At 58.1% G+C, this 21,161-nt stretch carries 22 protein-coding genes; 16 read left to right on the plus strand and 6 right to left on the minus strand.

Annotation, left to right across the window (positions count from 1 at the left end; all coding sequences use genetic code 11):
- Positions 1–260: 260 nt before the first annotated feature.
- The 8 genes from FLZ89_RS07495 (at position 261) to FLZ89_RS07530 (ending at position 5,957) form a co-directional block, all read left to right on the plus strand.
- A complete protein-coding gene (locus tag FLZ89_RS07495) occupies positions 261–707 on the plus strand; it encodes a MarR family winged helix-turn-helix transcriptional regulator (RefSeq protein ID WP_141263253.1) in 447 nt (148 codons plus the stop codon).
- Positions 694–2,289 carry a DHA2 family efflux MFS transporter permease subunit gene (locus tag FLZ89_RS07500; RefSeq protein WP_141304722.1) on the plus strand — a complete coding sequence of 532 codons (1,596 nt, stop codon included), beginning with the start codon at positions 694–696 and terminating at the stop codon, positions 2,287–2,289. Before FLZ89_RS07495 ends, FLZ89_RS07500 begins: the two co-directional genes overlap by 14 nt.
- A 23-nt stretch (positions 2,290–2,312) precedes the next feature.
- Positions 2,313–3,008 carry an HlyD family secretion protein gene (locus FLZ89_RS07505; protein WP_141304723.1) on the plus strand — a complete coding sequence of 232 codons (696 nt, stop codon included), beginning with the start codon at positions 2,313–2,315 and terminating at the stop codon, positions 3,006–3,008.
- Positions 3,009–3,038: 30 nt separating this feature from the next.
- Positions 3,039–4,238 (plus strand): efflux RND transporter periplasmic adaptor subunit, encoded by a 1,200-nt coding sequence (locus tag FLZ89_RS07510; protein ID WP_141304724.1) that lies wholly within the window; start codon positions 3,039–3,041, stop codon positions 4,236–4,238.
- 92 nt (positions 4,239–4,330) lie between these two features.
- Positions 4,331–4,651: a hypothetical protein gene (locus tag FLZ89_RS07515; protein ID WP_141304725.1), complete on the plus strand. Its 321-nt coding sequence runs from the start codon at positions 4,331–4,333 to the stop codon at positions 4,649–4,651.
- A complete protein-coding gene (locus FLZ89_RS07520) occupies positions 4,644–4,997 on the plus strand; it encodes a toxin-antitoxin system TumE family protein (RefSeq protein WP_253256430.1) in 354 nt (117 codons plus the stop codon). Before FLZ89_RS07515 ends, FLZ89_RS07520 begins: the two co-directional genes overlap by 8 nt.
- 91 nt (positions 4,998–5,088) lie before the next feature.
- The gene (locus FLZ89_RS07525; protein ID WP_141304727.1) at positions 5,089–5,433 is read left to right on the plus strand and encodes a nucleotidyltransferase family protein; all 345 of its coding nucleotides are present in this window, start codon (positions 5,089–5,091) and stop codon (positions 5,431–5,433) included.
- A complete protein-coding gene (locus FLZ89_RS07530; RefSeq protein WP_141304728.1) occupies positions 5,430–5,957 on the plus strand; it encodes a hypothetical protein in 528 nt (175 codons plus the stop codon). The genes FLZ89_RS07525 and FLZ89_RS07530 overlap by 4 nt, the downstream gene beginning before the upstream one ends.
- Positions 5,958–5,964: 7 nt before the next feature.
- On the opposite strand, the gene FLZ89_RS07535 is transcribed toward FLZ89_RS07530, so the two are convergent.
- The gene (locus FLZ89_RS07535; protein ID WP_141304729.1) at positions 5,965–7,500 is read right to left on the minus strand and encodes an ATP-binding protein; all 1,536 of its coding nucleotides are present in this window, start codon (positions 7,498–7,500) and stop codon (positions 5,965–5,967) included.
- Between the two features lie 85 nt (positions 7,501–7,585).
- Here FLZ89_RS07535 and FLZ89_RS15670 point away from each other — a divergent pair, with 85 nt between their 5' ends.
- From FLZ89_RS15670 to FLZ89_RS07545, 3 genes are read left to right on the plus strand one after another with little or no spacing between them, the layout of a single operon-like run.
- Positions 7,586–7,747 (plus strand): hypothetical protein, encoded by a 162-nt coding sequence (locus FLZ89_RS15670; RefSeq protein WP_172613496.1) that lies wholly within the window; start codon positions 7,586–7,588, stop codon positions 7,745–7,747.
- Between the two features lie 2 nt (positions 7,748–7,749).
- On the plus strand, positions 7,750–8,070 hold the full coding sequence (locus tag FLZ89_RS16550) for a DUF86 domain-containing protein (RefSeq protein ID WP_373995617.1): 321 nt from the start codon (positions 7,750–7,752) through the stop codon (positions 8,068–8,070).
- Positions 7,985–9,679, plus strand: a complete 1,695-nt coding sequence (locus FLZ89_RS07545; RefSeq protein ID WP_172613498.1) for an FAD-dependent oxidoreductase — start codon at positions 7,985–7,987, stop codon at positions 9,677–9,679. Before FLZ89_RS16550 ends, FLZ89_RS07545 begins: the two co-directional genes overlap by 86 nt.
- A gap of 4 nt (positions 9,680–9,683) precedes the next feature.
- Here FLZ89_RS07545 and FLZ89_RS07550 read toward each other — a convergent pair whose 3' ends face one another.
- Positions 9,684–10,097, minus strand: a complete 414-nt coding sequence (locus FLZ89_RS07550; protein WP_141304731.1) for a HEPN domain-containing protein — start codon at positions 10,095–10,097, stop codon at positions 9,684–9,686.
- The gene (locus tag FLZ89_RS07555; protein WP_172613499.1) at positions 10,094–10,411 is read right to left on the minus strand and encodes a nucleotidyltransferase domain-containing protein; all 318 of its coding nucleotides are present in this window, start codon (positions 10,409–10,411) and stop codon (positions 10,094–10,096) included. The genes FLZ89_RS07550 and FLZ89_RS07555 overlap by 4 nt, the downstream gene beginning before the upstream one ends.
- Before the next feature lie 147 nt (positions 10,412–10,558).
- Between FLZ89_RS07555 and FLZ89_RS07560 the strand changes: the two genes are divergently transcribed.
- Positions 10,559–11,707, plus strand: a complete 1,149-nt coding sequence (locus FLZ89_RS07560) for a S41 family peptidase (RefSeq protein ID WP_141263226.1) — start codon at positions 10,559–10,561, stop codon at positions 11,705–11,707.
- A gap of 1 nt (position 11,708) precedes the next feature.
- Here FLZ89_RS07560 and FLZ89_RS07565 read toward each other — a convergent pair whose 3' ends face one another.
- Together FLZ89_RS07565 and FLZ89_RS07570 are read right to left on the minus strand one after the other, a co-directional pair.
- Positions 11,709–12,128, minus strand: a complete 420-nt coding sequence (locus FLZ89_RS07565) for a type II toxin-antitoxin system VapC family toxin (protein WP_141263224.1) — start codon at positions 12,126–12,128, stop codon at positions 11,709–11,711.
- The gene (locus tag FLZ89_RS07570; RefSeq protein ID WP_141263222.1) at positions 12,109–12,354 is read right to left on the minus strand and encodes an AbrB/MazE/SpoVT family DNA-binding domain-containing protein; all 246 of its coding nucleotides are present in this window, start codon (positions 12,352–12,354) and stop codon (positions 12,109–12,111) included. The genes FLZ89_RS07565 and FLZ89_RS07570 overlap by 20 nt, the downstream gene beginning before the upstream one ends.
- Positions 12,355–12,445: 91 nt before the next feature.
- Here FLZ89_RS07570 and FLZ89_RS07575 point away from each other — a divergent pair, with 91 nt between their 5' ends.
- From FLZ89_RS07575 to fdhF, 4 genes are all read left to right on the plus strand, one after another.
- Positions 12,446–13,480 carry an alpha-hydroxy-acid oxidizing protein gene (locus FLZ89_RS07575; RefSeq protein WP_141263221.1) on the plus strand — a complete coding sequence of 345 codons (1,035 nt, stop codon included), beginning with the start codon at positions 12,446–12,448 and terminating at the stop codon, positions 13,478–13,480.
- Between the two features lie 132 nt (positions 13,481–13,612).
- On the plus strand, positions 13,613–14,095 hold the full coding sequence (gene nuoE, locus FLZ89_RS07580; protein WP_253256431.1) for an NADH-quinone oxidoreductase subunit NuoE: 483 nt from the start codon (positions 13,613–13,615) through the stop codon (positions 14,093–14,095).
- A 152-nt stretch (positions 14,096–14,247) separates the two neighbouring features.
- Entirely contained in the window at positions 14,248–16,023 is a 1,776-nt protein-coding gene (gene nuoF / locus FLZ89_RS07585; protein ID WP_141305305.1) for an NADH-quinone oxidoreductase subunit NuoF, read from the plus strand.
- Between the two features lie 79 nt (positions 16,024–16,102).
- The gene (gene fdhF / locus FLZ89_RS07590; protein ID WP_141304732.1) at positions 16,103–18,799 is read left to right on the plus strand and encodes a formate dehydrogenase subunit alpha; all 2,697 of its coding nucleotides are present in this window, start codon (positions 16,103–16,105) and stop codon (positions 18,797–18,799) included.
- Positions 18,800–19,178: 379 nt separating this feature from the next.
- Here fdhF and FLZ89_RS07595 read toward each other — a convergent pair whose 3' ends face one another.
- A complete protein-coding gene (locus tag FLZ89_RS07595) occupies positions 19,179–21,113 on the minus strand; it encodes a sigma 54-interacting transcriptional regulator (RefSeq protein WP_141263217.1) in 1,935 nt (644 codons plus the stop codon).
- Positions 21,114–21,161: the final 48 nt, after the last annotated feature.

Below are 21,161 nucleotides of genomic sequence, written 5' to 3' on the forward strand. Positions count from 1 at the left end.
CTGCTGCTGTAGATATACTTATAGAAACTTCAGAAAAAAATAGAAAGACACCGGACGTTACGAGGGTTAGTTTATGCTGAGGCTGCAAAAGGGCTGGTAGTTTATGAGCGATGAAGAGAGACAATGACCTTGGAGGTGCCGGTTTCAGCCTGGACCCACGGGTAGAGCGGTAACAGTTGACAGGGCACCATGGTGGTGCTATTATTTTTATCGTTATTACTTCGATATCGTAATATTCGATTTCAAAGCAGGTGGTGGGATTGCAGGAGATCCAGCTTTTAGAGCTTTTCAGCCGGGTGTACCGGCGGCTGGTGCGGCGGCTGGCGCCGCTGTTCCAGGCGGAAGGTTTTTCCGGGACGGAGATCCTGGTCCTCTGGAAAGTGCAGAAACGGGGTTCTTTGCGGGTGACGGAGCTGGCCGGGCACACCGGCATCCCGCCCAGCACCTTTACCGGCGTCCTGGACCGCCTGGTGGCCCGGGGGCTCCTGGAGCGGGTGCCGGACCCGGGGGACCGCCGCGGCATCCTGGTGCGGGGTACTCCTGCCCTGGCAGAATTGATGGACCGGCTGGCGGCAGCCCTTGAAGGCGAACTGAGGCGTATCTTTAATGCCCTGCCGGAAGACTGCAGGCGGCGATTGGTGGCTGATCTAGAAGCGCTTAATCAATACCTGGAACGGGAAGAAGGGGAAAGTCATGGCCGGGCGTGAGCGGGAACAGGCCGGGGCGGGAGCAGACCTGCCGGTAACCGGCCATGGACGGCAGGACTCCTGGGTTGTCCCCGTCCTGGTGGCCCTCATCGGGGCTTTTATGTCCATCCTGGATTCCAGCATCGTCAACGTGGCCATCCCCACCATCATGCACGTTTTTAACACCGATACCAGCACGGTCGAATGGGTGGTCACCATTTACATGCTGGCGCTGGGGGTCGTCGTCCCCTTAAGCGGCTGGCTGGGGGACAGGCTGGGCTTTAAAAAGCTGTACATCCTCGCCCTGGTCATCTTCACCTTCGGTTCTCTTTTGTGTGCTTTGAGCTGGAACATCGATTCCCTCATCGCGGCCCGGGTGGTCCAGGCCCTGGGCGGCGGCTTGATCATGCCCACCACTATGGCCATGATTTACCGCATGGTGCCCCGCGACAGGATCGGCAGCGCCATGGGGGTGCTGGGGATCGCCCTCTTTGTAGCTCCGGCCATCGGGCCGACCCTGGGCGGCTACCTGGTGGAGTATGTTGACTGGCGCTGGATCTTTACCATCAACCTGCCTATCGGGGTGCTGGGGGTGCTGCTTTCCCTGGTCCTCCTGCCCGACTTTCCGGCTACCGGGGCGGGTAGCCTGGATATCGGCGGGGCTGTCACCGCGGCGGTAGGACTTTTTACCCTCCTGTTAGCCTTGAGCAAGGGAGCGGACTGGGGCTGGACCTCGGAAGCCACTGTCCTCCTGTTTTACACCAGCGCCGTTTCCCTGGGACTTTTTGTGTACCTGGAGCTTACCTGTCCTAATCCCCTGCTGGACCTGCGGGTGTTCCGCTATCCGGCCTTTACCCTAGCCAATCTCATGGTGGTGGTGACCACCATCGGCCTGTTTGGGGGCATCTTTTATGTTCCCCTTTTTCTCCAGACCATCCGCGGCCTGGGGGCTATGGAGACAGGCCTGTTGTCTATGCCCGGTGCCCTGGTCTCGGCGCTGATGATGCCGGTAACCGGCCGCCTTTACGACCGCATCGGCCCTCGTCTGATGGCGGTGACAGGGCTGGTAGTGCTGGCTATAACTACCTATCTCTTTCACTTCTTAGATATTGTTACCCCCGACAGGGTCATCATTACCTGGCTGATCCTGCGTAGCGTAAGCATGTCCTTTGCCTCCATGCCGGCCCAGACGGCGGCCCTGGCGGGGCTGCCGCCCGAGCTGGTGGGCCGGGCTTCGGCCATGACCAATATTATCAACCGGGTGTCGGGCTCTTTTGGGATAGCCATCCTGACCTCGATTTTAAACCACCGTACGGCCCTGCACACCATGCAGCTAGCCAGCCAGGTGACGGCGGACAATCCGGCTGTTGTCACATTTTTCCAGCGGGTTGATGCTTACCTGGGGGGCGGGATGCCGGCAGCCCAGGTTAAAAGCCTGGCAATCACCTACCTAGCGGGGCTGGTGTCGCGGGCGGCCTTCGTGCGGGGCATAGATGACATCTTTATAGTAATGGCCGGCTTTGCCCTGGCCGGCGTTATTCCGGCCTTCTTCCTTCAGAAGGGGCCTGGTGGTGCCCGACCGGGCTTTGGCGGCGGCGAGTAAACAAAATAGGGAGTGAGCGGCAGTTGTCAAGGAAGCTGGTAGTCATCCTGGTGCTGGTCCTGGCCCTGGCCGGTGCCGGCGCCATTGCCTTTTACTACTACTATGAAAACCTCAACTATGCCAGCACCGACGACGCCCGGGTGGCGGCGGATACGGTGACGGTAACCCCGGAAATAGCGGGGAAACTCCTGGAATGGCGCGTCCAGGAAGGTGATGAGGTAAAAGCCGGGCAGGTCCTGGGCCGGCAGGACCTGGAATCTACCCTGACTTCCAGCGCCGTCAATCCCCAGGCCCTGGGTACGGCGGCCGGCGTCATGGCCCGCAAGGCGGAAATCCGGGCGCCTATAGACGGCCGGGTGCTGCAATCCAAGGCGGTGGTGGGGCAAATGGCGGCGCCGGGCATGACCCTGGCCATTATTGCCGACACCAATAACCTCTACATCAGCGCCAACATCAAGGAGACTGTCATTGCCAGGGTCAAGGTAGGCCAGGCGGTGGATGTGCGGATTGACGCTTACCCGGGCCGGGTCTTCAGCGGCCGGGTGACGTCCATCGGCCGGGCGACGACGTCGGTGTTTTCCCTGCTGCCGGCCCAGAATGCCAGCGGCAATTATACCAAGGTGACCCAGGTCATCCCGGTGAAGATCCAGCTCGTTGACGCCGGCGATGTGCAGCTGATGCCGGGGATGAACGCTACGGTGCGGATTCATATTAGATAGAAATTTATCCATTGCGGAGGGGAACGAGCCATGCGAATGTGGGGGAAAAGGGCGCTTGCCCTTTTGCTTGCCGCTGTCCTGCCTTTGGGCGCCGCCGGTTGCGGCACCAGGGCCAGGGCCAGCGACCGGGTGACTGTTAAAGCCGTGGCCGCCGGCAAGGGGAAGCTGGCGGCCACGGTAGAAATAACCGGCGCCCTGGTGCCGGTGCGGGTGGCCAATGTGGCCAGCAAGCTGGCGGGGCAGGTGCTGGCCGTGAAGGCCGATGTCGGCGACCAGGTTAAGGCCGGACAGGTCCTGGTGGAGATCGATACCAAAGAACTCCAGGCCCAGCTCCAGCAGGCCGAGGCGGCCGTCCGCGGCGTTCAGGACCAGGCGGAACAGGCACGCATCGGCATGGAGGCGGCGCAGGTAGCCGTAGCCAATGCCAGGGTGGCGCTGGACGCCGCCCAGAAATACTACAACCGCATTAAGGCCCTGGCGGACGCCGGTGCGGCGTCCCAGAGCCAGCTGGACGATGCCCGGACCAAGCTGGACCAGGCAAAGAACGGCTATGAGGCTGCCAGCAAGCAGTACGAGGTGGCCAAAAAGCAGTACGAAACCGCATCCGGCTCCGGCCTGGCCCAGGCCCAGGCGGCGGTGAACACCATTAAAGTGAATATGAGCAATGCCGTCATAACCAGCCCGATCACCGGCGTGGTCACCAACAGGAACATTAATCCCGGCGAAATAGCCGCACCAACGAGCCCCCTGCCCCTGCTGACCGTTGCTGATATATCAACGCTGAAGCTCCAGGGTACTATCGGCCAGGAGGCAGTCCCCCTGCTGTCAACGGGACAGAAAGTGACAGTCACCCTGGACGCCTTGCCGGGCCGGGAGTTCACCGGCACGGTGACCCAGGTAGGCCCGGTGGCGGCGGCTACGGGACAGCGTTTTCCGGTAGAGATCAGCCTGGCCAACCCGGGCGAGCTGAAGGCCGGCATGACGGCCCGGGCCGTATTTAAACTGACGGCCCCGGAGGGCGTCCTTGTGCCCCTTGCTGCCGTACATACGGACGGCGGCCAGGATTATGTCTTTGTGGTCAAAAACGGTAAGGTAGAGCGGCGGCCGGTTGTTCTGGGTCTGGAGAACGAGGAGCAGGTGATGGTACTTAAGGGCCTTGAGGCCGGCGAGCAGGTGGCCGTGACCAACGTGGGCGTGCTGCAGGACGGCATGGCCGTGACGGTGGAGTAATGTTAGTACGGGCAGGATTGACTGGATAATTGGCTAATGATAGGATGTAAAATAAAGAAATACTTTAGCCAAGAGAGGGGAAAGGTGATTACATGTATGGAGAAAGGGCTAATCTGGATGCCGATTTTTTACGTAAGGTAGGTCCTGTGCTTAGGAGTATGGGGTTTGCCAATGAGAGGGAAGCACTTAAGGAGCAGGCTTTACTCCTAATTTTAAGCAAGATAAACCGATATCGAGCCGAATGCTCATACTACGAAAAAAAGTATGGTATGACTTTTGAAAAGTTTACTGCCATGGTTAATGAAAATGGTGGTGAGGATTTCGAACATGAAGACGATCTCCTGGACTGGCGGTTTGCAAAGGAAACATTGGAAGATTTAATGCGCCAGAAAAAGGAGATTGAGGATGCTTAATGTCCTTAAAGCCTTCCAGAGTATTATTAAGACTTATGTCGTTGAACTTTTTGAACGGGAAACCAATCGTAAGCGTTTAAAAGCAACCATTACTTTTATCGATGGTAGCAGGCTTTTCATAAAAGATTATAATTTTGGCTCTGAACGGAAGTATTCGTATCACTGGGCAGATAGATATGGAGAACTTATTATTCGCTGGGACAATGCTCCTCACTGGCGCCAGATTACCACCTTTCCTCATCATAAGCATATAGGTTCATCAGAAAGGGTAGAACCATCATTAGAGATAGATCTCAGTGCGGTATTGCTGTTCATTAAGAGCCAAATAAGCCAAATAAGTGATTAGTACGGATATAGCGCTGGCTGTGCCTAGCAGATTTTAAGCCTATCCGGGGGATTCTGGTATCTTTCAGGGCTTCCCTGGAGGGGATAATAATATGACACAAGAATTTGTCCGGTTAAAGCGGCTTCTTGACATGAAACGCGAGGAAGAGTTAGATAAGCGCCGCGCCCTGGCCTGGCAGAAGGCCCGGGAGGTGGCCTCCTTTTTGCGGGATACTTACGGCGCGCAGGAGGTTATCCTCTATGGTTCCCTGGCGCGAGGCGATTTCCGGCAAGGGTCCGATATTGATCTTTATATCAAGGGCTTTACAGGCTCCTACTGGCAGATGCTGGCCCGGGCCGGCCGCCTGGCAGCGCCCTTTGAGGTCAGTATCGTATGCGCCGAAGACGCCCTCCCATCTTTACAGGAAGAAGTCGCCCGGGAAGGGGTGGAAATTTGATTCCTGAAAAATACCTCCTGCTGGAAGCCCGTATTCGTAAAGAAGTAGCCAACCTGGAAAGGCTGGAAAGGGAACTGGCGCGGTACAATTTATTTCCCAGGATTCAAGCCGATTCCCTGGGAGGTTTCAGCCTTGCTGATGAAGCCTCCCTGCGGATTATAGGTTCCATATTGCACGATTACTATACGGCTATAGAAAAGATTTTTAGAATAATAGCCAGGGATATTGACTGTTCCGTCCCTGCCGGCGAGCAATGGCATAAAGAGTTGTTGGATCAAATGACCCTGGAAGTGCCGGGCTTACGCCCGGCGTTGCTTGCCGGTAAGACAGCCCGGAGCCTGGATGAACTCTGGGCTTTCAGGCACGTTTTCCGTAACATTTATGGTTTTAGCCTGGACCCGGCAAAAATTCGCCAGCTCCTGGAGGGATTGCCGGAGGTGGCCGGTGATTTTAAGAAGGACCTCCATCTTTTTACCCTTAGAATGCGCCGGGTCCTCGGGCTTGACAGTAGCAGCGAGGTGTAACCAATTCTTATTCCAGCTCTCCCCGGAGGTAATCGACGAACTGCCGGGCGGTGCGGCCGGATGTGCCGTTCTGGTAGAGGGCCCACTGCAGGGCGCGGCGGCGCAGCTCGGCAGGTGCTATTTGCAGGCCGGCTTTGCGGGCCAGCTCGCCTACAATGGCCAGGTACTGCTCCTGGTCCGGGCTGGGGAAAATGACGGTAAGGCCGAAGCGCTCCGCCAGGGAGAGCTTCTCCTGGACGGTGTCCTGCAGGCGCACCTCGCCGCCAGCATTCGGCGCGCGGTCGGCGAAGAATTCCTTCACCAGGTGGCGGCGATTGGAGGTAGCGTAAACCAGGACGTTGGCCGGCCGTACCTGCAGGCTCCCTTCCAAAAGACCTTTAAGCTCTTTATATTCCACCTCGTCCTCTTCAAAGGAAAGGTCGTCGATGAAGATGATAAACTTCTGCGGCCGGGTGGCGAGGATTTTTAGTATCTCCTGGTAGTCGCCCAGGTACTTCTTGGGTAACTCTATAAGCCGCAGGCCCCGGGAACCGTAGGCGTGCAGGAGGGCCTTGACCGTTGACGACTTGCCGGTACCCCGGGCGCCGTAGAGGAGGATGTTGACGGCCGGCAGGCCGCGCAGGAACTTCTCGGTATTGTGAACGACCTCCCGGCGTTCGGCTTCATACCCTACCAGGTCGGCCATGGTAATGGGGTCGGGGCGGTCGATACATACGAGCCTGCCGCCCGCCGGGCCGCGTTCCCAGCGGAAGGCCCAATAGGCACCGAAGATGCCCGTACCCCAGGTGTGGTAGTAGTCGGCCAGGAGCTTGATACCGTCCCGGCCCCAGTCACCGGTAGCCAGGAGTTTTTCTTTGATCTCCCGGCGGGCCGCCTCTGGTGGCTGGAGGGGTTGGTCCGGGTTGAGAGGTTGAAGCTGCGTCCAGTCGGGGATGGGTGCCCGGCCGGGGGTAAAATCTTCGGCTGGTGCATGTCCGCCCGCGTTGGGATTCGGGACACAGGCCGGCAGGGGGGCGCCGGCCGGGTTGTTTGCGGTGGCAACGGGCGGGGAGCCCATCAGGGCCAGAGCGGCTTTGTAGGCGGCGGGGCCCAGGCCGGCCAGGGCCTGGAGGGAACGCAGGTCCTGCCGGACGGCGTCTTTAAGGGCGGCGCCCATATCATTCCACCCCTGCTGCCCGGCCTTGAGGGTAAAAGTATTTTCCGCTTCAATGATGCGGTCGAGGAGGTAGTTCTCCCAGGGGTCGCCGGTAAAGGGTCGCTGATAGAGCTCGGTGTAACCCGCCAGCAGGCGAAAAAAGCGGCGGCAGGCGGCGGCCAGCTCCCCGCCGGGCGCCTGTTTGCCTGTGCCGTTGCTGGCGCTTGCCCTTGTCCCGTCGCCGGCGCCTGCCCTGCCGGCCCCTTCCCGGTCCTTTTCCTCCCCTTCGCCCAGCAAGCGGCAGACTTCAAGGAAAGCAGCGATAACAGGATCGCCGGTGAGATCCTGGTAGATAAGCAGGTCCCTGTTCTGGCGGTAGATTTGCTGAAAGGTATTGGGAGCAAACATTTGATGAGGAACCTCCTGAAACACAAGCAACTAACTCAGTCATATAAAAATTACACTACAATTTCCGGCTTAAAGCAAGGATTTTTTGCCTAAGTTAAAGGTGAGCATGGAGCTGGCCATTACCTGCATCATGGATATAGGCAATTATATTATCAGCGCCATGGATTTACCCGAACCGGAAACCTATGCCGACATCCCGTTGATTCTGGGTAACGACTGCCCGAGGAATTGGCTAAAAAACTTATGAAGATGGCCCAATTTCGTAACATTATTGTCCATGATTATGCTCGACTTGATGCTGAGATCATCTGGGGAATATTAAAACGTGATCTCGGCGATTTAAAGCATTTTATGTTAACCATAAAAAACTATTGGGTATTAGCTAATGGGGCAACGGTTGCTGTTATTTTTTTTCGCTTTATGTTTTATGTTAACACTAACCGGTACGGGGAGCCGGCCGGAAGGCTGGCCCCTGGCGGCGCCTGTGGTCCGTACGGATATCGTCGTTTACGGCGGGGGCCTGGCCGGCTGCGCGGCGGCCTGGAAGGCAGCGGCAACGGCACCGGATAGAACGGTGGTCCTGGTGGTTCCCTACCCCGAGGGCGAATATGGCGGGCTGGCCACGGTGGGCGGCCAGAACTTCTGGGACGTGCGCTACTGGCTCCGGAATGGAAGGCTTGCGCAGGGGGGCTCTTTTGCCCACTGGTTTAAAGCGGTGGGACCATTTTACCGCACGGCAGATCTTGGGGCACGGATTGCTGCTGACCTGGGGAGACTGCCCAATCTTCATACTTACTGGGCCATGGATATTACTGCCGTCCGGAAGGACCGGCGCGGGCGGCTCCAGGCCCTGGCCCTGCGGGAGCTACAGAGGGATGCCGCCGGTACCATAGTTTGGGGTAACAGGCGCCGGGTACTGGCCGCGTCCATCTTTGTCGACGCCTCGGAAGATGGGCGGCTCAGCCGCTTGAGCGAGGCCGGCGTAACGGTGGGCCGGGAAGACTGGCCCGTTGAATTTTTGGCGGCGGACCTGGTTAGCAAGGAAGAGGCGCGGCGTCTTAAGAGCTTGCGGCTGCAAGGCGGTACTGCCGGCGCCGGAGGAATAGCGGCTGGCCGGCCGGGGCCCGGCGACGATGGGGATATCCTGCTGCCCCGCCAGCAGGCGGCTACCCTCATGTTCAAGGTGCGCGGGGTGCAGCCCGGCCGTTACCGGGATATGACTTTCCGCCAGGAGCGGGGTGCGTGGGGGGCCTATGGCGGCAGGGAAGTTTACATAAACGACCCGGTTGTTACCGCCTTTAACGACAAGTACGGGCCCCTGGGCTTTGCCTTAAAGCCCCTTAATGCCGCCCAGGACGGCCCGGGAAGCCCGGAGTGGTGGGTCAATGCCCTCCTCATCTTTAATGTCGACGGCCGGGCGAATGCCCGCGACCGCGGGCATGACCCATACCCTCGCGATATGGCTCCGGGCGCTCTGGATACCGATACGGCCTGGCATAAGGCGCGGGAGATTTTGGATAACCCTGATTTTCTCCGGGCGCTGCGCCGTTTTGAGGGTTTTGATAAGGTGGAACTGGTACGCGATGGACAGGGCCGGCCGGTCACCGGGGGGATGCTATACTTACGGGAAACCGTGCATACGGTGGTCGACCCCCGGGAAGCGGGACCGGGGACGGAGAACAGCAACTACGCCCTAACCGCGGCGGCCACCCAGGGCGCCGGTCCAGGCCCGGCGGAAGGCAACGATCTTGGCAATTATATAAACCGCATTGGCCTGGGCTTCTACTGGCAGGATATCAATGCCTATCATTTCAGCGACCTTAAAGGCAGCGACGGTCGCTACCGCTGGCCGGTGACGCCTTTCTTGCGGCCTGATTATCCCCGGACCACGCCGGGACCGGGCGGGTGGCCGCAAAACCCGGTCTATATCCCCTTTAACACCCTCCTCAGCCGGTCGGTGCCCAATTTGCTCATCCCCGGCTACGCGGCCAGTATTTCCTCACTGGCCTGGGCCGAGCTACGGGTCCTGCCTAATAGTTGCGTCCTGGGGGATGCTGCCGGGGTGGCGGCGGCCTACGCCGTGACGAAAGGTCGCGATCCCGGTACCTTCACCGATGCCGACGTGGCGGCCGTCCGGGAGATACTGGTGCAGCGCTTCGGCGCCCGGGTGGATAAGTAAATTTTTAATCAGCAAATCCTCTTTCTTTAAGGTAGCGTTGTACGGCGTGGATAAACTTTTCCGCAGCTTGCAGAAGTTCAAGAGCATCTTCTACTACTATAGGAGTAACTTCGCCATAATCTCCTTGTTGCCGGAATTCAAAAGCGCGATGAAGCGATTTACTAAGTTCTTTTTGGAATATCCCTGGCTTAACGAAATAACGATCGAAGAGGGCGATAACCCCGCTATGTTTGGCGGAACCCTGGTCGATAGTTACTAGAAGAGCCAGGGTAGCATAAAACATGGCATAATAAGAACGATTGATTATACTGCGCGGGCTGCCCTGGGTTGCCAGTAATTTTTGCGCATCTGCCAGCACTTCATATGCTTCGTTTAACCTATAATTAATTAAAGTTCGTTTATAGTTATCTTCTTTCATACTTTTATTCCTTCTTTTTTTATAGAACGGTACAATGACGAAATAGAAAAAGGTCCGTTTAGTACTTCATTACGATTAACTGCCAGTGGTACGATAACCACATTGTTTTCAAATCCAACTTCCCAGGCTACATCGCTGATTAAACGTTTTTGCTCACGTGAAAGAGGACCTGTTTCTAAGTAAAGATCAAGATCGGAATCTGGTCTAGCTTGCCCGCGTGCCCGGGAGCCAAATAGACGCACTTCGTATAGAGGAATCTTCCCTGTGAGACGCTCTTTTACCTTCCTGGCAATGGCCAGGTCTTTAGTGTTCACTACGTTTTTGCTCCTTCCGTTATCTATTTGTTTTCATGTTAACATTTATTGGGAAAAAGATCAATGCAATCAAAAAATAGGAGCAGGAAAAGAACGTACTCTACCGAATAGTTAAGAACATCAAACCGGGAGAGGGGAAATGACGGTATGATGCCGAAAGTGCGGCGGTGGGTTTTCTTTCTGGTGACGTTTTTTGCCCTTTTCTTGGGGGATTTGGCTGTAGCCCGGGCTGCAGCGCCGGGATGGTCCCTCCTGGACGAGGTGCGTTCTCTCACGGAAAAAAATTATGCCGGTCCTTTAAACCGGGCAGCCCTGGAAGCAGGGGCCGTCCAGGGCCTGGTGGAGTCCCTGGGCGACCCTTACAGTGAATACATAGCCCCGGAAGATTTACCGTCTTTTGCTTCCTCGCTAAATGATGAATATACGGGTGTAGGGGTTGTTTTCCAGGAAATTGAGGGACAGGTGGTGATCAGTAATATTATCCCCGGCTCGCCGGCCGCCCGGTTGGGGGTCGCGCCCGGCTCGGTGCTGATGGCCGTGGACGGCCGGCCGGTCAAGGGCTTGCCCCTGGAGGAGATAGGCCGGCTGTTGAGCGGTAAGCCGGGAACCTATGTGGACCTGACTGTTACCCTGCCCGGCGGTGGCAGTCGCCGGAGCTATTACCTGCGCCGGGAGGTAATCCGGCCACCGGTGGTCAGCAGCCGCCTGCTCGCCGGGCCGGTAGGCTACCTTTACCTGCGCTCCTTCCCCTACTGGGCGCCTGCGGAGGTGGAAACGGCGCTGGCGGAGCTGGAAGCCCGGGGTGCCCGGGGAATTATCCTGGATCTCCGGGGCAACCCCGGCGGCTACCTGGACGCTGCCCTGGAGATTGCTTCTCTGTTTTTGCTCCCGGATAAACCTGTGGTACAGGTGGTGGGCCGGGATAAAAAAGTTACCGTCCTCCGTTCCCGGGGACCGGGACAGGACCTGCCCCTGGTGGTCCTTGTGGACCGGGGCACGGCCAGCGCGGCGGAGCTCCTGGCCGGGGCCCTGCAGGGCAATCGCGCCGCCATCCTCATCGGCACCCGGACCTACGGCAAAGGGGCGCTGCAGACTATCTTTCCTTTGAGCAACGGCGGCGCTTTAAAATTAACTACGGCATATTATCGTACTCCTGCCGGTCAAGCTATTGACGGGGTAGGGCTAATACCTGATATTGAAGTGACGGAGGGACGGAAGCAATTGGACCGCGCCCTGAAGGTCCTGCGGGCGCAAATTGCCCCACCCCTGGTGGTGGGCAACCTGGCCTGCCGGTAATTTACTTTGCCTTGATTTTTTCAGGCAACCACATGATGCCGGCCTCACCGGTGACTTTATGAAACTCCGGGTCGCCGGTTACTATTTGACTTCCGGTTTGTACTCCGAGGGCCAGGGTAAAACAATCGGCATAGGCGATCGGGTTTTTAGCTTTATATTTAGCGGCTTTTAGTGCAAATTCTTTATTTACGTTAACAATTTCTATCGGCAACGTTTCCAAAAGAGCCATGGCTTCATTTAGCTTTTTTGTGCCTGCTGCTCTTTCGATAATATAAGCAACTTCGCCAAGATTAACGGCACTCATCAAAATTTGCGCCGCCTCGTTTTGGGCTTCTTCGATTATAGCTTCTACTTGATCGGCTCCCGGCTCGTTTTGTAAATATGCCAGGACGGCGTAACTGTCAAAAACGTACTTCTTCATTTTTTACCTCTTCTTTTCTGGTGGCGAGGAGCGTTTCTACCAGGTGATAACCTTGAAGCATTCCTTTACCTGAGGCGATAGGATTCGGGGGAACGGGCGTAAGATTGAGGCTGCCATCATTTTCTGTAAAAACAATCTTGGTTCCGGGGCTGATGTTATAACGCTGGCGCAGTTCTTTAGGTATAACTACCCAGCCTTTTGAAGATACGCGAACAATATAAGGCATACATATCACCGCCAAATTATACTATTTGTTGTAAAGTATAACGCTAAAATATGTATTTATCAAGATATATTTAAGAAAGGAGAATTTGCTTATGCCGGTAACCCTTGCGTCTATTCGCGAGCGGGCCAGGGTGCTCCTGGACGGCATCTGCCACGTTTGCCCGGTATGTGACGGGCGGCGCTGTCCTACCGGTGTACCGGGGATGGGGGGCATTGGCACCGGAGCGTCGTTCCGCAATAATGTAACGGCCCTGGCGGCCTGGCAGGTCAACATGCGCGTCCTCCACGACCGCAAAGACCAGAACCTGGGGTTAAGGCTTTTCGGCCAGAAGCTGGCCTTTCCCATCCTGGGGGCGGCTGTGGCCGGGGCCAGGGTCAATTTCCAGGGGCGTATCGGCGAGGAAGAACTGGCGCGGGCCTTTGTTCTGGGGGCGGCCGGGGCCGGCAGTCTCTCCTTCACCGGGGACGGTCCCCTGCCGGAACTTATGGACGCCGGGCTCAAAGCCATCAGGGCCGCAGGCGGGCGGGGCATCCCGGTCATCAAACCCCGGGAAGACGCAGAAATAGTGAGCCTCATTCGCCGGGCCGAGGATGCCGGCGCCGTGGCCATAGCTATTGATGTCGATGCTGCCGGGCTGGTGAATATGACCCGCGCCGGCCAGCTGGTGGAACCCAAGACGGTGGAGCAGATTGCCGGGATCGCGGCGGCGACCTCTCTTCCCCTAATTTTGAAGGGCGTTATGACGGTGGCCGACGCGGAGGCCGCCGTGGCCGGCGGGGCGGCGGCCATTGTGGTTTCCAATCATGGCGGCCGCGCCCTGGACCACACGCCGGGGACGGCGGCGGTGCTGCCGCAGATCGCGGCGGCGGTGGGAGATAAAATAACGGTCCTGGCCGACGGCGGCGCGCGCTCGGGGGTGGATGTTCTGAAAATGCTGGCCCTGGGCGCCCGGGCGGTCCTGGTGGGCCGGCCCCTGGCCATTGCCGCCATCGGCGGCGGTGCCGCCGGTGTGCGGCTACAGCTGGAAACTATGGCCGACGACCTGGCCGTTGCCATGCGCCTTACTGCTTGCGGCGATTTAGGGGATATAGGACCGGGGATATTGCACCCCATCCGAATTTCTTGATTTTGTCCGTTCAAAGTTAAATATGCAAAATAGTAAAATTTAGTGACAAAAAAGTTACTGACTGGTGCGTAGATTTAGTGTTATAATAACACTAAATTGGTGGAAAACATTTGATGGGAGGGTTGGCTAGATTTGATAGATCCTGGTGGCAATAATGATGCGAACATTAAGGCAAAAGCCCTGGCGGAGGTCCTGGAACGCTATGCTGGAACTAAAGGCGCCCTGATCCCTCTCCTCCAGGAAGCCCAGGAGATTTACGGCTACCTGTCGCGAGAAGTGATGCAGGAAATTGCCAGGAGGCTGAAAATCCCTTTCAGCCAGGTTTACGGCGTGGCTACTTTTTATACCCAGTTTCACTTGAAACCCCGCGGCCGGAACATAATTCGCGTCTGCCAGGGTACGGCCTGCCACGTGCGGGGGGGTGCCCGGCTCCTGGAGGCTATTTCGGCGACCCTGGGTATAGGTAAAAATGAAACCACCCCCGACGGCCGCTTTACCCTGGAAACGGTGGCCTGCCTGGGTTCCTGCGGCCTGGCCCCGGTGATGATGATTAACGAAGAAACCTACGGGCGGCTGGCGCCTGAGAAGATCCCGACCATACTGGAAAAATACTAGCTATACGATGTGACGTCGCGAGCTTCTACAGCTTGGATAAAAAGACTTCGATTTTAGGCGGGGGTGAAACCGAATTGCTGGACCTGAAGGAATGGCGGGATACTTTGCAGCAGCAATCTCACCGGGGGGACAGGCCGTCCCTTACCGTGGGCATGAGCACCTGCGGCCAGGCGGCCGGGGGAGCGAAGGTAATGGCGGCCCTGGTAGAAGAGACGGCCAGGCGGGGTTTGCAGGTAGAGATAAGCCAGACGAGCTGTATCGGCATGTGTTACGCCGAACCCATCGTAGAAGTAGTCTTGCCGGGGAAACCGCGCGTGTTTTACGGCGATGTAACCCCGGAGCGGGTCCCCGTCTTGATTGAAAAACATGTGGTGCAGGGGGAACCTGTCAGGGACTGGGCCCTGATCCAGGTGCCCGGTGAGGTAGCTCCCTATGAAGACATCCCGGTGATGGCGGCAAGCCCTTACTACGGCCGTCAGGTGCGGGTGGTGACTTCCCGCCTGGGTTTGACCGACCCGGAAAGCCTGGAAGAATATATTGCCACCGGCGGCTATGAGGCCCTGGAAAAGGTCTTGAGCCGGATGACCCCGGAACAGGTTATCGAAGAAATCAAGATTTCGGGTCTGCGCGGCCGGGGCGGAGCCGGTTTTCCTACGGGCTTGAAGTGGAGTTTTACCCGGCAGGCCCCGGGGGACAAAAAGTATGTGGTCTGCAACGCCGATGAGGGCGATCCCGGCGCCTTTATGGATCGCAGCGTCCTGGAAGGCGACCCATTTACCGTTATTGAGGGCATGACCATCGCCGCCTACGCCATAGGCGCCGATGAAGGCTATATTTACTGCCGTGCGGAGTACCCTTTAGCCATCAAACGTCTGAAAACGGCCATAACTGCAGCCGGAGAAAAGGGCTTGCTGGGCCGGGATATCCTGGGGACGGGCTTTAATTTTGACCTGCATATCAAGGCCGGCGCCGGCGCCTTTGTCTGCGGCGAGGAGACGGCTTTACTCGCTTCCATCGAGGGCAAGCGGGGCATGCCCCGGGTGCGGCCGCCCTTCCCGGCACAGCAGGGGTTATGGGGTAAGCCTACCAATATCAATAATGTCGAAACCTACGCCAACGTCCCCTTTATTATCAAGAACGGCGGCCAGTGGTTTGCCTCTATGGGCACGGAAAAGAGCAAGGGGACCAAGGTCTTCTGCCTGACGGGCAAGATCAAGAAGACCGGGCTCATCGAAGTGCCCATGGGTATAACCCTGCGGGAAATTATCTTTGATATCGCCGGCGGTATCCAGGATGATAAGCAGTTCAAGGCCGTCCAGATCGGTGGGCCGTCGGGCGGCTGCCTGCCGGAAGACAAGCTGGACCTGCCGGTGGATTACGAATCCCTCACTGCCGCGGGGGCCATCATGGGTTCCGGCGGCATGGTGGTCATGGATGAGAATACCTGCATGGTGGATGTGGCCCGCTTTTTCCTGAACTTTACCCAGGCGGAATCCTGCGGCAAGTGTACTCCCTGCCGCGAGGGCACCAAACGGATGCTGGAGATCCTCACCCGTATATGCGAGGGTGAGGGGAAGATGGAGGATCTGGATACCCTGGAAACGCTGGCGCGGGTAGTCAAGAACACGGCCCTCTGCGGCCTGGGGCAGACCTGTCCCAACCCCATCCTCTCCACCCTCCAGTACTTCCGCCACGAATATGAGGCCCACATCAAAGATAAGCGCTGCCCGGCCCACGTCTGCCAGGCCTTGCTGGTCTATACCATTGACGCCGACAAGTGTACCGGCTGCGGCGCCTGTGCCCGGGCCTGCCCGGCGGGGGCCATCAGCGGCGAGAAAAAACAGCCGCACCGCATTGATTCCGCCCTGTGCATCAAGTGCGGCAGTTGTATGGAGAAGTGCAAGTTCGGGGCGATATCCAGGTTGTAGCGTACTTTAAGCTCCAACTTCCCACCTCCCACTTCCCACTTCCCATTTCCCACATCTATTTACGTAGGGGGGAAAACAGATGGCTGATGTCACCTTGACCATAGATGGCAAGAGAATAACCGTACCGGCCGGGACAACGGTCTTGCAGGCCGCCCGGGACAACGGCATCTTTATCCCTACCCTCTGCCATGACCCGAAGCTCACGCCCTGGGGCGGCTGCCGCCTGTGTGTGGTGGAAATCGAGGGTATGCGCGGCCTGCCGGCCTCATGCGTGACCGCCGTCGCCGAGGGCATGGTGGTGCAGACGGCTTCGCCGGCTGTAATTGAAGCCCGCAAAATGATGTTGGAATTATTGCTGGCCAACCATCCCCGGGACTGCCTCACCTGCAGCAAGAGCGGCGCCTGCAGCCTGCAGGATTACGCCTACTATTACGGCGTAAGGGGAGACAAATTCCACGGGGAAAAACACGACTATCCCCTGGAGGATGACAACCCCTTCATCGTGCGAGATATGAACAAGTGCATCCTGTGCGGCAAGTGCATCCGCGTTTGCGCGGAAGTCCAGGTTAACAACGTCATCGACTTTGCCCACCGCGGTTTCAACACCAGGGTAACCCCGGCCATGGATCTGACCTTAAGGGAATCGGAAGAATGCGTCTTTTGCGGCAACTGTGTCCAGGTCTGCCCGGTGGGGGCCCTGACGGAGAAGGCGAGTTTATGGCAGGGCCGCGAGTGGGAGCTGACGAAAGTGCGGACCACCTGCACCTTCTGCGGCGTGGGCTGCAACCTGGAGGTCAGCGTGAAGGACGACCATGTGGTGCGCGTCCGCGGCTATGACAACCCCCGGGTCAACAGCGGCTGGCTCTGCGTCAAGGGCCGCTTCGGCGTCGACTTTGCTGAAAGCCCGGACCGCATTACCCGGCCCCTTATCCGCGTGGGCGAGCGGGGCGAGGGTCGCTTCCGGGAAGCCACCTGGGACGAGGCCCTGGAATTTACTGCCCGGCGCTTGCAAGAGATCAAGGAGCAGTACGGCAGCCGGGCCATCGGCGCTTTAAGTTCGGCCCGGTGTACCAACGAAGAAAACTACCTGATGCAGAAGTTCATGCGGGCGGTGATCGGCACCAACAACGTCGATCACTGCGCCCGGACCTGACACGCCCCTACCGTGGCCGGTCTGGCCATAGCATTCGGTAGCGGCGCTATGACGAACTCCATCGCTGAAATCGAGCATAACGACGTCCTGCTCATTATCGGTTCTAACACCACCGAAGCCCACCCGGTCATCGGCCAGAAGATGAAACAGGCCGCCCGGCGGGGAGCAAAGCTCATCGTTGTTGACCCGCGCCGGATTGAGCTGGTGGAGTACGCCCACCTGTGGCTGCCCATCAGGCCGGGGACCAATGTGGCTTTAATTAACGGCCTGATGTATGTCATCATCACGGAAGGCCTGGTGGATAAAAAGTTTATTGAGGAACGGACGGAAGGTTTTGAAAACCTCTGGGCTGTAGTCCAGAACTACCCGCCGGAGCGGGTGGCGGGGATTACCGGCGTGCCGGCGGAGAAGATCTACGCCGCGGCGCGGCTTTATGCCACGACTGACAGGGCGGGGATCTTCTATACCCTGGGCATCACCGAGCATACCAGCGGTACCAGCAACGTCATGAACCTGGCCAACCTGGCCATGATTACCGGCCATGTGGGCAAAGAGTTCAGCGGCGTCAACCCCTTACGTGGCCAGAATAACGTCCAGGGGGCCTGCGACATGGGTGCCCTGCCCGACGTCTTCCCCGGTTACCAGAAGGTGGCCAACCCGGAGGTTCGAGAGCGCTTTGCCGCCGCCTGGAACTGCCGGCTGGACGCCACCCCGGGCCTTCGCATCCCGGAGATGATCGACCTGGCGACGGAGGGCTATATCAGGGCCATGTACATCATGGGCGAAGACCCGGCCCTGACGGACCCGGATATCACCCACGTGCGCAAAGCCCTGGCCAACCTGGACTTCCTGGTAGTGCAGGATCTCTTTATCTCCGAGACGGCGAAGTTTGCCGACGTCATCCTGCCCGGCGCCAGTTTCCTGGAGAAGGACGGCACCTTCACCAATACCGAGCGCCGGGTGCAAAGGGTGCGCCGGGCCTTGAGGCCCAGGGGAGAATCCCGGCCCGACTGGCAGATTATTTGCGATCTGGCAACGCGCCTGGGCTACCCAATGCACTACGACTCCCCGGAGCAGATCTTCGCCGAGATGGCCAGCCTCACCCCCAGCTATGCCGGTATGAGCTACGCCCGCCTGGAGGGTAACGGCCTGCAGTGGCCCTGCCCAACGCCGGAACACCCGGGGACTAAATTCCTCCATGCCGGTAGGTTCCCGCGGGGCAAGGGCTTGCTCCAGGGTATTGAGTATCAGCCTCCGGCCGAGCTGACGGACGAGGAATATCCCATTTTGCTGACTACCGGCCGCATGCTGTACCACTACGGCATCACCACCCGCCATTCGCCGTCCCTGGAAAGCTACCGGCCGGAAGAATACGCGGAAATAAACCCCGCCCAGGCGGCCGAGCTGGGTGTCCGGACGGGGGACAGGGTAACAGTAGTCTCCCGCCGCGGCCGACTGGTGACGAAGGTTAAAGTGACGGACCGGGTACCTCCGGGGATAATGTTCATGACCTACCACTACAAAGAGTCCCCGGTGAACATCTTGACCAACGCCGCCTTTGACCCCATCGCCAAGACGGCGGAATACAAGGTGACCGCGGTACGGTTGGAACCGGCGAGTTGAAAACCGTCCAGCGTTAAAAACTAAGGGGTGCTGTTATGCACCCCTTAGCCATTTTTCTATTACTTTGCGAAATATATGGAGTAAGCAATTGCCAGGGAACCTAACAGGACGGCAAAGAATGTGGCTACGCTCCACCACCGTGTATTATCCAGTTTGCCATCAAGACGGTTGATATCATTTTTTACTTCCTGGCGTAGGGCTTCAATTTTATTATCAAACCTGGCTTCCTGGGCTTCTTTAGTGTCACTTATTTGCTTTTGTAGATCGTTTTTGACATTACTTATCTTGGCCTCAAGGTCATCCTTGGTGTCGCTGATTTGTTTTTGTAGGCTTCTTCAGCCATAGCTGCCACCCCTTTCGCTCCTCTGATAACATCTTACTATGCTTTACCAGCTTTGTCTATCTTATTTTCCTCTTTTAACTTCCGCCACAGGGTGGTGCGGCTGACGCCTAAGCGGCGGGCGGCTTCGGCCTTGTTGCCCCCCGTTTCGGCCAGAACGCGCATGATCAGGCCGCGTTCCAGGATGTTTACCTGGCCAGCCAGTCTTTCTATCCGTCCTTCTCCTGGTGCACCTTCTCCGGGGTTCCCGGGCTCCGGCGCTGTTACCAACCCCAGAGCCTGGCGAACCTCAGCAGCGCTGATGGTGGTCCCATGGCAGCGTAAGGCCAGGCGTTCCATGCAGTTGCGCAGCTCCCGGATGTTGCCCGGCCACTGGTACTGGAGCAACTCCCTGGCTGCCTCCGGCGTGAGGTTCCCTGCCGGCCGCTGCAACTGGCGGCAGAACTCCTGGAGGAAATGTTCGGCCAGGAGGAGCACATCGGCCCCGCGCTCCCGCAAAGGCGGGATTTCCAGGTTAAGGACGTTGATGCGGTAGTAAAGGTCTTCCCGGAAGGCCTGCTCCTTGACCATCTGCGCGAGATTGCGGTGGGTGGCCGCAATAACCCTTACGTTGACGGGGATGATGCGGTCATCCCCCAGGCGCATGATCTCCCCTTCTTCCAGGACCCGCAGTACCCGGGCCTGGAGGCGGGGCGACATTTCCCCGATTTCATCCAGGAAGATGGTCCCCTCGTGGGCGAGTTCGAAAAGGCCGGGTTTGCCGCCTTTGCGGGCGCCGGTAAAGGCCCCCTCGGCGTAGCCGAAAAGCTCGCTTTCCAGGAGGTTTTCCGGCAGGGCGGCGCAGTTGACGGCTACAAAGGGACCGTCCTGCCGGGGGCCGGCCAGGTGGATGGCATGGGCGAACATTTCCTTGCCTGAACCTGTCTCACCATGAATGAGGACCGTGGACTGGACGGAGGCGTACTCCCGGGCCAGACGCACGGCTTCCTTCAAGGCCGGGCTTTCGCCAAGGATGTCGGCAAAGGTATACTTGGCCACGTGGCCGCGCCCGGCCAGGCGGCGCCGGACCTTGTGCTCCAGGCTTTGCAGGCTGGAAATATTCTGGAAAGTAGTTACCACTCCTACGGTGCGGCCGTCGACAATGATGGGTACGCGGTTGGCCACCACCCTGGTATTGCCGATGTCCAGCAGCTCACCAAGTTCCGGCTTTCCTGTCTTTAACAAGATATGGCACTGGGCATTGGGGATGACCTCCGTTACCGGGCGGCCGATAGCATCCCCGGCGCGCCAGCCGGAGAGTTTTTCCGCCACGGGGTTGAAGACGGTTATGCGGCCTTCTTCATCTAGGGCGATAATGCCGTCATAGGCAAAGTCCAGGATGGCCTTGAGTTGTTCGGCCCGGCGTTTCTCCTGGTGGCGGACCTGTAACACCCGCTGGGCCTCCTTGAGGGCCTGGTAGACCGTTTCCTTGCCGGAGGTAATGATGACGCTGTTTAGGCCGAAATTGCGCGCCTCGCGGGCCATGGCAATTTTGCCGATGATTACTTCGGCACCGGCTTCCTTGAGGGCCAGAATGCCCCGCCGGATGTCATCATCCTGGTTTTTTAGAGTGTATTTGAGAAAAGTATCTCCCAGGATGGTTTCCAGGCTCTCCAGGCCCTGGATGACATCGGGGACATCAGCGATGCCGATGGGGCCGCCGAATTGTTTGGCCTGGTAATAGGCTCGCAGGATATCGTAACCGCCAATGGGAACGTCGACCACCGGGAGGTCCACGGCCTGCTGGATGAGCCAGGCTGTTACGCCGCGGCTGACAATGACCTGGCAACCGTTTCTAGCCAGATCGCGGGCCAGGTTTGCCCCTTCTTCCATCCTGGCAACGTGGATGGATAGATCCAGGCCCAGCTCCAGGCTCACCTGGCGGGCGATGTGGGCCAGGTCTTCGTAGGGAGCAATAAAAGCAATTTCTGCCACGAAACCGTTCCCCCTGAGTTTCAATCCGGAAACGGCGATAGGCCGTTA

This window comes from Moorella sp. E306M (assembly GCF_006538385.1).
Classification (GTDB): domain Bacteria; phylum Bacillota; class DSM-521; order Neomoorellales; family Neomoorellaceae; genus Neomoorella.

Bases quoted from the DNA above. Each gene is read 5' to 3' on its own strand.
- FLZ89_RS07500 (WP_141304722.1), top strand. From the start codon at position 694: ATGGCCGGGCGTGAGCGGGAACAGGCCGGGGCGGGAGCAGACCTGCCG.
- FLZ89_RS07550 (WP_141304731.1), bottom strand. From the start codon at position 10,097: ATGAAAGAAGATAACTATAAACGAACTTTAATTAATTATAGGTTAAAC.
- FLZ89_RS07575 (WP_141263221.1), top strand. From the start codon at position 12,446: ATGCCGGTAACCCTTGCGTCTATTCGCGAGCGGGCCAGGGTGCTCCTG.
- FLZ89_RS07565 (WP_141263224.1), bottom strand. From the start codon at position 12,128: ATGAAGAAGTACGTTTTTGACAGTTACGCCGTCCTGGCATATTTACAA.
- FLZ89_RS07560 (WP_141263226.1), top strand. From the start codon at position 10,559: ATGATGCCGAAAGTGCGGCGGTGGGTTTTCTTTCTGGTGACGTTTTTT.
- FLZ89_RS16550 (WP_373995617.1), top strand. From the start codon at position 7,750: ATGGCCCAATTTCGTAACATTATTGTCCATGATTATGCTCGACTTGAT.
- FLZ89_RS07515 (WP_141304725.1), top strand. From the start codon at position 4,331: ATGTATGGAGAAAGGGCTAATCTGGATGCCGATTTTTTACGTAAGGTA.
- FLZ89_RS07510 (WP_141304724.1), top strand. From the start codon at position 3,039: ATGCGAATGTGGGGGAAAAGGGCGCTTGCCCTTTTGCTTGCCGCTGTC.
- FLZ89_RS07570 (WP_141263222.1), bottom strand. From the start codon at position 12,354: ATGCCTTATATTGTTCGCGTATCTTCAAAAGGCTGGGTAGTTATACCT.
- FLZ89_RS07520 (WP_253256430.1), top strand. From the start codon at position 4,644: ATGCTTAATGTCCTTAAAGCCTTCCAGAGTATTATTAAGACTTATGTC.
- FLZ89_RS07535 (WP_141304729.1), bottom strand. From the start codon at position 7,500: ATGTTTGCTCCCAATACCTTTCAGCAAATCTACCGCCAGAACAGGGAC.
- FLZ89_RS07525 (WP_141304727.1), top strand. From the start codon at position 5,089: ATGACACAAGAATTTGTCCGGTTAAAGCGGCTTCTTGACATGAAACGC.
- nuoF (WP_141305305.1), top strand. From the start codon at position 14,248: ATGAGCACCTGCGGCCAGGCGGCCGGGGGAGCGAAGGTAATGGCGGCC.